This window comes from Rhodococcus sp. NPDC003382 (assembly GCF_053589135.1).
In genome coordinates this window covers 25,545-35,721 of record NZ_JBSFRH010000060.1, presented here as the reverse complement: position 1 = coordinate 35,721, position 10,177 = coordinate 25,545, and the positions used below count along the sequence as shown (strand labels likewise).

12 protein-coding genes and 1 tRNA gene are annotated in these 10,177 nt (G+C 67.5%); 9 read left to right on the top strand and 4 right to left on the bottom strand.

Annotated features, from left to right (window positions below):
• The 8 genes from ACWDUD_RS27430 to ACWDUD_RS27395 all read left to right on the top strand — a co-directional run.
• A partial coding sequence (locus tag ACWDUD_RS27430) for a DUF3558 domain-containing protein (RefSeq protein ID WP_450111362.1) occupies nt 1–713 on the top strand: 713 nt, incomplete at its 5' end.
• 20 nt (nt 714–733) lie between these two features.
• Nucleotides 734–1,105 (top strand): hypothetical protein, encoded by a 372-nt coding sequence (locus tag ACWDUD_RS27425; RefSeq protein WP_197250359.1) that lies wholly within the window; start codon nt 734–736, stop codon nt 1,103–1,105.
• Nucleotides 1,106–1,169: 64 nt separating this feature from the next.
• On the top strand, nt 1,170–1,688 hold the full coding sequence (locus ACWDUD_RS27420; protein WP_450111361.1) for a DUF3558 family protein: 519 nt from the start codon (nt 1,170–1,172) through the stop codon (nt 1,686–1,688).
• Nucleotides 1,689–1,699: 11 nt separating this feature from the next.
• Nucleotides 1,700–2,071, top strand: a complete 372-nt coding sequence (locus ACWDUD_RS27415; protein WP_450111360.1) for a hypothetical protein — start codon at nt 1,700–1,702, stop codon at nt 2,069–2,071.
• A 3-nt stretch (nt 2,072–2,074) separates the two neighbouring features.
• Nucleotides 2,075–3,571: a hypothetical protein gene (locus ACWDUD_RS27410; protein WP_450111359.1), complete on the top strand. Its 1,497-nt coding sequence runs from the start codon at nt 2,075–2,077 to the stop codon at nt 3,569–3,571.
• A gap of 17 nt (nt 3,572–3,588) precedes the next feature.
• Nucleotides 3,589–4,347: an ESX secretion-associated protein EspG gene (locus ACWDUD_RS27405; protein ID WP_450111358.1), complete on the top strand. Its 759-nt coding sequence runs from the start codon at nt 3,589–3,591 to the stop codon at nt 4,345–4,347.
• Between the two features lie 98 nt (nt 4,348–4,445).
• Nucleotides 4,446–5,591 (top strand): DNA (cytosine-5-)-methyltransferase, encoded by a 1,146-nt coding sequence (locus tag ACWDUD_RS27400; protein WP_197251816.1) that lies wholly within the window; start codon nt 4,446–4,448, stop codon nt 5,589–5,591.
• A 60-nt stretch (nt 5,592–5,651) separates the two neighbouring features.
• Nucleotides 5,652–6,026: a very short patch repair endonuclease gene (locus ACWDUD_RS27395; protein ID WP_450111363.1), complete on the top strand. Its 375-nt coding sequence runs from the start codon at nt 5,652–5,654 to the stop codon at nt 6,024–6,026.
• Between the two features lie 41 nt (nt 6,027–6,067).
• Here ACWDUD_RS27395 and ACWDUD_RS27390 read toward each other — a convergent pair whose 3' ends face one another.
• From ACWDUD_RS27390 to ACWDUD_RS27380, 3 genes are read right to left on the bottom strand one after another with little or no spacing between them, the layout of a single operon-like run.
• Nucleotides 6,068–6,382: a DUF2510 domain-containing protein gene (locus tag ACWDUD_RS27390; RefSeq protein WP_450111357.1), complete on the bottom strand. Its 315-nt coding sequence runs from the start codon at nt 6,380–6,382 to the stop codon at nt 6,068–6,070.
• A 58-nt stretch (nt 6,383–6,440) separates the two neighbouring features.
• Nucleotides 6,441–7,589, bottom strand: coding sequence for an acyl-CoA dehydrogenase family protein (locus tag ACWDUD_RS27385; RefSeq protein ID WP_450111356.1), 1,149 nt, complete (start codon nt 7,587–7,589; stop codon nt 6,441–6,443).
• Nucleotides 7,589–8,821 carry an acyl-CoA dehydrogenase family protein gene (locus tag ACWDUD_RS27380; protein ID WP_450111355.1) on the bottom strand — a complete coding sequence of 411 codons (1,233 nt, stop codon included), beginning with the start codon at nt 8,819–8,821 and terminating at the stop codon, nt 7,589–7,591. Before ACWDUD_RS27380 ends, ACWDUD_RS27385 begins: the two co-directional genes overlap by 1 nt.
• Before the next feature lie 292 nt (nt 8,822–9,113).
• On the opposite strand from ACWDUD_RS27380, the gene ACWDUD_RS27375 reads away from it, so the two are divergent.
• Entirely contained in the window at nt 9,114–10,007 is an 894-nt protein-coding gene (locus ACWDUD_RS27375) for a TIGR03619 family F420-dependent LLM class oxidoreductase (protein WP_450111354.1), read from the top strand.
• A gap of 54 nt (nt 10,008–10,061) precedes the next feature.
• Here the strand turns inward: ACWDUD_RS27375 and ACWDUD_RS27370 are convergent.
• Nucleotides 10,062–10,134 (bottom strand) — tRNA-Arg (locus ACWDUD_RS27370).
• Between the last annotated feature and the right edge of the window lie 43 nt (nt 10,135–10,177).

Genomic DNA, 10,177 nt, shown 5'->3' with positions numbered 1-10,177 from the left:
TCCAACCTCGTTTCCCGTACCTTCCGGTCCGGGTCGGTGTCCGTGTCGCTCTGACCTGGAATAAGTTACGCGAAGGCTACGCAGAACACCAAATCGGCAGGTCAACGCCAATTTTTCGTGCGAAACATGTCGGTGGAACCCGCATCGGATCGCATGCGTCGAACCCTGATGAGGGCACTTCCAAGGAAGGGGCAGGGATGCGGCGGGCAATTGCGTTGGTCGTGCTGTCGTCATTGCTGCCGCTCGCCGGTTGCGCCAGCTCGAACTCGGTGACGGGAAGAGCGCTCAAAGTGACGCCGTCCGAACTGTTCGACCCCTGCACCCTTCCCGACGATGCGCTCCGAAGCGTGAGTGTCGACCCTCTTACCGAGCGACCCGGTTTCGCCGGTGCTCAGTCGGAAGGCTGGGCAGTCTGCGCTTGGGAAGGCGAGTGGTACTTCTTGTCGATCTTCACGACCGACATCAGTGTCGAAGAGCTCCGTGCACGTCCCAAGAACACCGACTTCCGATCGGTCACTGTCGGAAAACGCGAAGCAGTCACCTTCCGCAGCGTCTACGAGATTCAGAACGACCTGTGCGACCTCGCCTATCCGACTTCACAGGGCACCGTGATCATCCGCGTGAACACCAAAGCGAACCTGGCTCCGCAGGAGGACCCCTGCGCAATCAGCCTCCGGACCGCGATCGACCTCGATCCGCGCATACCCGAGTAGGACCCAGAACGGAGAAGTCCATGACAGAACCGATCTCCCTGTTTCAGAGGCTGACTGCAACAGCGGAAGCGGGGCAACTCTTTCTCGAACCCGATGCGGCGCGAATGTGCTCAGAAGCCTGCAGTAAGTTCATCGACTCGCTCGTCGAGCTGTCGAGCATCACCGAGGATCTTGTCTGCAGAGATGCCTTCGGAACACTTCCCTCCGCCCAGGCCCTCGGGCAGAAGTTCGACGACAAAGCAATTGGCCCCGGTGGGTTCGCCGAGGTCCTTCAGCAGCACATCGACACCGTCACCCGTATGAAGGCGCTCTTCGAGGCCGCCGGCAAGGCGTACGTCGAAACCGACGCGGAGACGCGCGCCCGTATCGCCGCAGCGCACCCCGACAGATAGGGGAACCGACGATCGCGTCGCTGCGTCCAACCCGATAGGCATCACCATCGAGGAAGGACGACGGATGCGCACAGCCCTCACCGCTGTCCTGCTCGGCGCCTTTGTTGCGACGACCGCGGGGTGTTCGATCGACAACGCGATCAAGGGGCGAGCCACCAAGACCGGTCCCACCACCCTGTTCGACCCTTGCACCCTTCCGGACGAGGCGCTCCACGCCATCGGGGTCGACCCGGCAACCGAATCCCCCGACTTCATGGGTGTCCAATCCGAAGGCTGGGAAGTCTGTGACTGGGAAGGCGACTGGTACTTCATATCGGTGTTCACCACCGACGTCACCGTCGAAGAATTCCGGGAGCGTCCGAGAACTACCGACTTTCAGGCCGTCGATGTAGGTGGTCGGGACGCACACACTTTCCGCAGTACAGCGGAGTCGCAGCGTGGCCTATGCGACCTCGTCTATCCGACCACCCAGGGAACCGTCCTTATCCGGGCGGACACGAAAGCTGACGAGCAGATCCGTGAAGACCCCTGCACCGTCGTGCTGCGCGCAGCCATCACCCTCGATACCCATATTCCGAACTGACAAGGGCCGCCATGAGCAACCAACAGACGCTGTTCGCCCAACTCGCCCAGGAAGCCGAGAGCGGCCACCTCTTTCTCCAACCCGATGCCGCCGCAACATGCGCTGAGGCATGCACGAACTTCCTCGATGTACTGGTCGAGCTCAAGCACCGAGCGAACACCCTCCTGTGTAAGGAAGCCTTCGGGCACCTCCCCTCGGCCCAGTCCCTCGGCCAGAAGTTCGACGACAAAGCCATCGGCCCCGGCGGGTTCACCGAAGTCCTCCAGCAGCACATCGACACCGTGACTCGCATGAAGTACCTGTTCGAAGCCGCAGGTAAGGCATACGTCGAGACCGAGGACGAGAACGCCCGCGCGTTCACGATCATCCCCGGCGGGAGATGACCGATGGGACTTCCTTCGTTCACCGACCTCCTGGCCGGACTCTCGATGCAGACCCTCGCCCGGGGCAAGCAGGCGCTCCCCGAGGTCGCCGCGACGATCGATTCGACCAGCGGCACCACCCGCATCGCGCTCGAAGCCCTCGACGCGATAGGCGGAATCCATGCGGTCGCCTGGGCACAGGATCGGGCGGCGCGTGAGCGGGGCAGCGCCGCGCGCGCGGAGCTCGAGTCGTCATTCGGCGTCGCCGCGTCCGACTTCACCGGTGATTTCGAGCCGCCGGCGGTGTCGGTGATGGAGTTCTTCGATGGCATGTCTCATGCCGAGATCGTGGAGTTCGTCGAGGCGATGAAACCGTCGCGGATGCGGGAGAGCGTCGAGGGGTGGGGTCGCGCGCAGGTCCTCCTCGACGACAACCTCGAGGTGTTCCGCACCGCGATCGCGTCGGTGTTCACGGAGCACTGGACGGGGACCACCGCGAGCGCCGCGGGCCGCGGTGTCGCCGACTACTCGGCGAGTCTGACGCAGCTCACCAATGCGCTCGCGTTGGTGACGAACAGCCTCGGCTACGCGAGCGCGGGCATCGAGCAGGTCAAGCAGCGACTCCCGGATCCCCCGCAGTCGACGTGGTCGCACGCGCTTCGCGCCGGTATCGCGGGCGGATTGACGACGCTGCCGACCGGAACTCTCTCTTTCCGAGTGAACGATCTCTTCCACGCGGAGGAAGAAGCCCGGGCGACTGCCGTCCGCATCATGCAGGAGGACTACGCGCCGACGGTCACGACCGCGGATTCGCGCGTCCCCGTGCTGCCACCCGCATTCGATCCGACAGCAGACGGCAGCGCCGGTTCGGTGGGATATCCCGGAGCCGGCAGCGGACCCGGTTCGTCGGGAGTGGGTCGAGGCAGCGGCAGCGGGTCGGACGGTTCGTCGGTCTCGACCTATGCCCCGGGCGGCAACCTCGGCGACAACATGAGCGGTGAGCCGGGCAGCTCCACAGCAGCCGGTTCCGGATCCCCCGGAACGGGGTCGCAAGGCGATCCCGGGACATTGGGCTCCCAGCCCTCCGGCTCCGAAGCACCGGACCCCGCGCGCACGACGGCAGCGTCCGCCGATCCCCGCAGCGCCGTGCCTGCGTCCACCACCGGCTGGCCCGGCAGCCCCTCGCCCGGCTCCGCCGGCACCGTCGGCGGTGGCTCCGGCACGGGATCACCGGGTGTGGGATCACCGGGTTCCGGGCTGTCGGGATCGGGCTCGCCGGGCGCGGTCCCACCCGGATTCGTATCCGGTCCGGCTGCCGCGACCCCTGCGTCGGGAGCCGCTCCCGGTGCGGCCCGCGGAGTCGGTCGCGCGACTGCGATGCCGATGGGCATGATGCCGCCCCACGCCGGCAAGGGCGACGACGAGAAACGCTCCGTGCCCGGCTACCTCGTCACCGAGGAACACGGCAACGAACTGATCGGCGACATGCCGGCCACAACTCCCCCGGTGCTCGGCGCATGACCCCCGGCACTCGGCGCATGGACACAGCGTGGCGGCTGACGCAAAGCGAGTTCACGGCGGTCTGGCAGCTGTTCGGTCGCGACCGTCCGCCGTTCCCGTTCCAGTTCCGCAGCACCGACCGCACCGTCGACGAGGCGCTTGCATCCCGGGCGGACGCGGCTGCGCGGATGCGTCGCCTCCTGGACGAGGACCTGTACGCGGCGTTCGTGACCCTCGCGGATCCGTCGGTGCGGATCGAAGCGCTGGGCCTGGACCGGTTGAACACGGCCGACGAATCCGCGGTGCGCATCCACGCGGCGGTGCGCGGCGGCCGTGCCGTCGTCCTCAGCGAGAGCAGCGACCCGGACGGTCTCGGCCTGGACGTGGCGCTCGTGCCGTCGGGTGCCGCCGCGCGCCGGGTGGTCGAGTTGTTGCCTGACGCGACGCCCGGCCGGCGACCCGCCCTGCACCTTCCCGACCGCGAACCGGACGCGGGCACGCTGCTGCGCGACAGCCGGTACCGCTCCGTCCGGGAGGTCGCCGCCGAGTTCTTCGATCGGCCACGGGACTCGACCGGAGAGATCGCGGTGACGCCGGGCGGTGCGGTCGACGCGCGCGGCGGGGCCGGCGCGGAGAGTTTCGGGTGGACGGATTTCACCGGGGACGGTCGTTATCTGATGCGTCGGGCGGATCACATCGAGGCGGTTCCGGCCGGGGCGCGCGACGTCGAACAGCGGATTCTCCACTCGGTGGACCGGGCTCTGCGGGCCCATTCGGCGCGTTCGGGGGCGTTCTGAGGGGCACGTCCCCCGTCGACGTACGGACCGCGCGGAAACTCGAGTAACGTTCTCCGTGAACTGAGCAAGGAAAGGGTGCCGTGACGTCGACGGGGAACATGGTGGGGCTGTTCGCCGGGATCGGCGGACTCGAGCTGGGATTGCGAGATCACGGCTGGAACACCGAGCTGCTCTGTGAGATCGACGCCGGCGCCCAGGCCGTGCTGCGGACACGCTTTCCGGATGTGCCGTTGCATTCGGACGTCACGCGACTGCGGTCGCTTCCCCAGCGCACCGAGCTGGTCGCGGCGGGTTTCCCGTGCCAGGACCTGTCGCAGGCGGGCCGGACCGCCGGCATCACCGGTTCGCGATCCGGCCTCGTCGACGAGGTGTTCCGCCTGGTCAAACGCAAGCAGGGCCCGCGGTGGCTGGTCATCGAGAACGTGCCGTTCATGCTGCAGCTCGCGCGGGGATCAGCGATGCGGCACATCACCGACGCGCTCGAGGACCTCGGATACGCGTGGGCCTATCGGGTGGTCGATGCGCGGGCCTTCGGGTTGCCGCAGCGTCGCCAGCGGGTCCTGATGGTGGCCTCCCGCACCGAGGATCCGCGCGCGGTGCTGTTCGGTGAGGACGCCGGCGCTCCCGACGAGGGTGATCCGGCGGCGTATCCGTGCGGCTTCTACTGGACCGAGGGTGTGCGGGGTCTGGGTTGGGCGGTCAACGCGGTCCCGACCCTCAAGGGAGGCTCGACCGTCGGTATCGCGAGTCCCCCGGCGGTGCGGTTGCCGTCCGGGGAGATCGTCACGCCGGGCCTCGTCGACGCGGAACGGCTGCAGGGCTTCGATCCGGACTGGACGGCGCCGGCCACCGAGGCGCCAGGCGTGCGGACCGGGCATCGGTGGCGTCTCGTCGGCAATGCGGTGAGCGTGCGGATGGCCTCGTGGGTGGGGCATCGGCTGTCGAATCCGATCGACTACTCGCCCGACCACCAGTCGCCGCTGCGTCCCGGGGATCCGTGGCCGAGTGCGGCGTGGGGGGCGAACCGCCGGGCGTTCCGCGTGCACGAGTCGCACTGGCCGGTGCAGGAACCGTACGAGGATCTGGGCGGATTCCTGGAAGACGCGCGGTTGCTGTCCGCACGCGCGACCGCCGGTTTCCTGCGCCGGGCGCGGTCGGGCAACCTGCGCTTCGTCCCGGGTTTCCTCGACGACGTGGAGAGCCACCTCGATCGGATGGGTGGATTCCCCGAGGCCGCGGCCTGACGGGCTGACGCCGTGTCCGCATCCGAACGTCCCGCGACCGATCCGGTGACGAGTGCCCGGATGAGCAGGCAGCGTCGCCGCGACACCGCGCCCGAGGTGGCGTTGCGTCGCGAACTGCATCGGCGCGGGCTGCGGTTCTTCGTCGACCGCGCTCCCCTGCCTGGCCTGCGGCGCCGCGCGGACCTGGTGTTTCCCCGGCGTCATCTCGCGGTGTACGTGGACGGATGCTTCTGGCACCGCTGTCCCGTGCACGCGACCGACCCGAAGAACAACTCCGAGTGGTGGGCGGCGAAGCTCGCCGGGAACGTCGCCCGCGACCGGGACACCGACGCGCGTCTCGCGGCGGCGGGCTGGACGGTCGTGCGGATCTGGGAACACGAGGATCCGCTGGTCGCGGCCGATCGGGTGCAGAACGCACTGACGCCGCCGTCCTGAGGGACGGCGGCGTCGAGGTGGACGTGCTCGGGTCGTGGTGGTCAGTAGGTCTGCTGCATCCCCTGGCCGGTGTTGCGGTGGTTGCCGGCGGGCTGGAACCGGTCGGTCCAGGCCGTTCCGTCGTACCAGCGCACGAAGGCCGGGTGTCCGGGATCGCTGTACCAGCCGGCGGGGCGGGCCGGTGCCTCGGGCTCCGCGGTCGCCGGCGCTGCGGAAGCCGGAGCATCACTCCGGACCGCCGACGTGGAGACCTTGGTGCTCGACTTCGATCCGAACACGCGAGGGATCAGCAGGGCCAGGGCGGCCAGCAGAGCGACCAGCACCAGCAGTGCGGCGAAAACCCACAAGAAGCTCACCGCGCCATCGTTACATACAAGTTGTATGAAACCTAGCGGCGGTCCCGATGAGTGACCTTCATCGCTTGCTCAGCGCGGCGTACCGGGCGCGATGCTGATCGGCGGTGCCGAACTCGTGTTCCAAGGCCGTCAGGCGCTTGAAGTAGTGCCCGACCGCCAGCTCCTCCGTCATGCCCATGCCGCCGTGGAGCTGGACCGCGTTCTGGCCGATGAACCGCGCCGCCCGGCTGACGGTGACCTTGGCCGCCGAAACCGCGCGCGCACGCACCGCGCGCTCCGACTCGAGGTTGAGAATCGCCAGGTAGACCGCCGAGATGGACTGCTCGAGCTCGATGTACATGTCGACCATGCGGTGCTGCAGCACCTGGAAGGACCCGATCGGCTGGCCGAACTGCTGCCGCTGCTTCGCGTACTCGACCGTGTCCGCCAGCACCTTCCGCATGAGGCCCACGCCTTCGGCGCACACCGCGGCGGTCGCCTCGTCGAGAGCCTGCTCGACCGAATCCCACGCCTCGCCGTCGGCGCCGAGCAGCGCGTCGGCGGGCAACCGCAGGCCGGTGAACACCAGGTCGGCGGCGCGGCGGTCGTCGATGGTCCGGTAGCTGTGGACCTCGACACCCTCGGGCGGATTCTCGGCGTCGAAGTCGACGAGGAACAGCGACACCCCGTCGGTGTCGCGGCGCTCCCCCGAGGTCCGGGCGGTCACGAGCAGCTTCTGCGCCCACGGGGCGCTGCCGACGACGATCTTCTCGCCGTCGAGCACCCACGAGTCGCCGTCGCGGCGAGCGGTGGTGGTCACGTCGTGGAGCACGTTGCCGGAGGTCGGCTCGGTCGCGGCGAACGCGACGACGGCCTCGCCCGCGACGATGTCCTCGAGCACCGCCTCGGCGCGGGCACCGCCGGCCCGGGCGAGCAGCCCGGCGCCGAGGACGACCGTGTCGACGTACGGCTCGACGACGAGGGCGTAGCCGAGCTGTTCGGCGACGATCATCAGCTCGACGGGACCGCCGTCGAGACCACCGAACTTCTCCGGCACCGTGGCACCGAGGATGCCGAGTTCCTCGGCGAAGCCCCTCCAGATGTGCGGCTGGTGGCCGGCACCGATCGTCGCCGCCTTACGGCTCTCGGCGAGGTCGTAGCGCGATGCGAGGAACTTGGCGATCGAGTCGCGGAGCAGTTCCTGTTCTTTGGTCAGACTGAAGTCCATCAGAGCCCCAATGCTGCTTTCGCCAGAATGTTTCGCTGAATTTCGTTGCTGCCCGCGTAGATCGAGCCGGCGCGGTCGTTGAAGTAGCGCAGCGGCGCGACCGCCTGCCATTCTTCGCCGCTGAGGTAGTCGTCGGCGGGAGGAACGAAGTCCGCGATCGGACCGCCGGGCTTCGTCCGGTGCGGCTGGTACACGCGGCCACGCGGGCCGGCAGCTTCCAGCGTCAACTCCGTGAGCGTCTGACTGAGTTCGGTGGAGAGCACCTTGAGCATCGATGCCGCCGGTCCGGGGTCGCCGCCCGACGACATCGTGGACATCGTCCGGTATTCGAGGATCTCGAGAACCTCGGTGCGGATGCGCGCGTCGGCGAGTTTCGCCGCGAACACCGGGGCGTCGATCAGTGCGCCGCCGTCGGGACCGGGCTGCTCGGCCGCGACCTCGGCGAGCCGCTCGGCCATCACCTGAAGTGCCGGGGCTGCGGCGCCGCCGCCGCGTTCGAAGATCAGCAGGTATTTCGCGACCGTCCAGCCCTCGTCGATCTTGCCGAGGACGTTGGCCTTGGGCACCCGGACGCCGTCGAAGAAGACCTGGTTCTGCACCTGCTCGCCCGAGGTCATCACCAGCGGGCGGATCTCGATGCCGGGCGAGTTCATGTCGATCAGCAGGAACGTGATGCCCTGCTGCTTCCGGCCGGTCCGCGACGTGCGCACCAGCGCGAACATCCAGTTCGCCTCGGTGGCGTGCGTCGTCCAGATCTTGCTGCCGGTGACGATCAGGTCGTCGCCGTCCTCGACGGCGGCCATCGACAGGGACGCGAGGTCGGAGCCGGCCTCGGGCTCCGAGTAACCCTGGCAGAAGAAGACCTCGCCGGTGAGGATGCCGGGCAGGAAGTAGTCCTTCTGCTCCTGGGTGCCGAACGCGATGATCGCGTGCGCGACCATCCGGATGCCCATCGGCGAGAGCGACGGCGCTCCGGCGAGGATCGACTCCCTGCTGAAGATGTAGTGCTGGGTGAGGCTCCAGTCGCAGCCTCCGTACTCCACGGGCCAAGCCGGAGCAGCCCATCCCCGCTCGTGCAGGATGCGCTGCCATTCCATGCTGGCCTCGTGGTCCGGATACACGCTCGTCGCCGACTTACCGGCGCGGCGTATCTCGGGCGTCAGCTTCTCTTCGAGAAATGCCCGTACCTCGTCCCGGAAGGCCGAATCGGCCTCTGACCACGAAAGATCCATCGATGCTCCCGGTTCTGGGGTGCTCGTCACCGAAGACGAGCGGTGAGAATCACCATTAACTTAACAAGCTCAGGCGGAATCTACCGAGGATTTGTGCCCCACGTCAACAGATCCTTTCGATCGCTCTCCGGATGGGATTGCCCGGAGAAGACGCGCTCACACACGGTTGCAGCCGCAGATCGAAGCACTCCACCCGCAACGCTTTCGAAATAGCATTCTCTCAATACGGAAACCTCGATCTCGCGCGGTCGGCCGAGTGTGCGGCCGCACACGACCCACAAGGAGGAACGGCGTGAAGTTCTGGTGCGGAACCGCGTTCATGAACACATCCGAGATGCCGGCGGTGGCGCAGATGCTCGACACCAACGGCTACCACGGGATTCTCGTCTCCGATCACCTCGTCTACCCGAAGAACATGAAGACGCCCTATCCCGCGACCCCCGACGGCAAACTCTTCTGGCCGCCGGAAACCGAATGGCCCGACGCCTGGGTGCTCATCGGAGCCATGGCAGCGGTCACCACCGACCTGCATTTCGGCAACAACGTCTACATCGCGCCGTCGCGGCCGCTGCTCGAGGTCGCCAAGCAGGTCGCGACCGCCGCGGCGATCGCCCAGGGCCGGGTGTCCATCGGGCTGTCCGCCGGCTGGATGCGCGACGAGTTCGAACTGCTCGGCCAGGACTTCGACAATCGCGGTCGCCGCCTCGACGAGATGGTCGACGCGCTGCGGGCGTTATGGCAAGGCGGATGGGTGTCGTGGCAGGGCGAGTTCTACGACATCCCCGAGATGATGATCGAACCGCATCCGCCGCAGCCGGTGCCGGTGCTGTGCGGGGGAGAATCCAACGCAGCACTCAAACGGGCCGCCCGCCTGTGCGACGGGTGGGTGGGCACCGCCTACACCCTCGAGGAAGCCGAACGCGTGATCGGCCGGCTCAACGGATACCGCCGTGAATACGGACGGGAGAACGAGCCCTTCGAGATCATCGCGACCGTGCGCGGCGAACCCACCCCGGACCTCTACGAACGCGCCGCCGAACTCGGCATCACCGGGGTGATGATCTCGCCGTGGGCGAACTGGGACCGCACCCACGCCGGGGACCATACGGACCTGAAGCACCCGGCCGAACGCTACCGGGAACCGATCGAACGGTTCGCCGAGGAGATCGTGGCGAAACTGCCGTAGTCCACCGCCGGAACGAGAAAACCCCGCATCGCGATCGATGCGGGGTTTTCGCTGTGCGCCCGAAGGGATTCGAACCCCTAACCTTCTGATCCGTAGTCAGATGCTCTATCCGTTGAGCTACGGGCGCATATCCGTATTCAGTTGTTCCGCCGGTGAACCATACACCAACG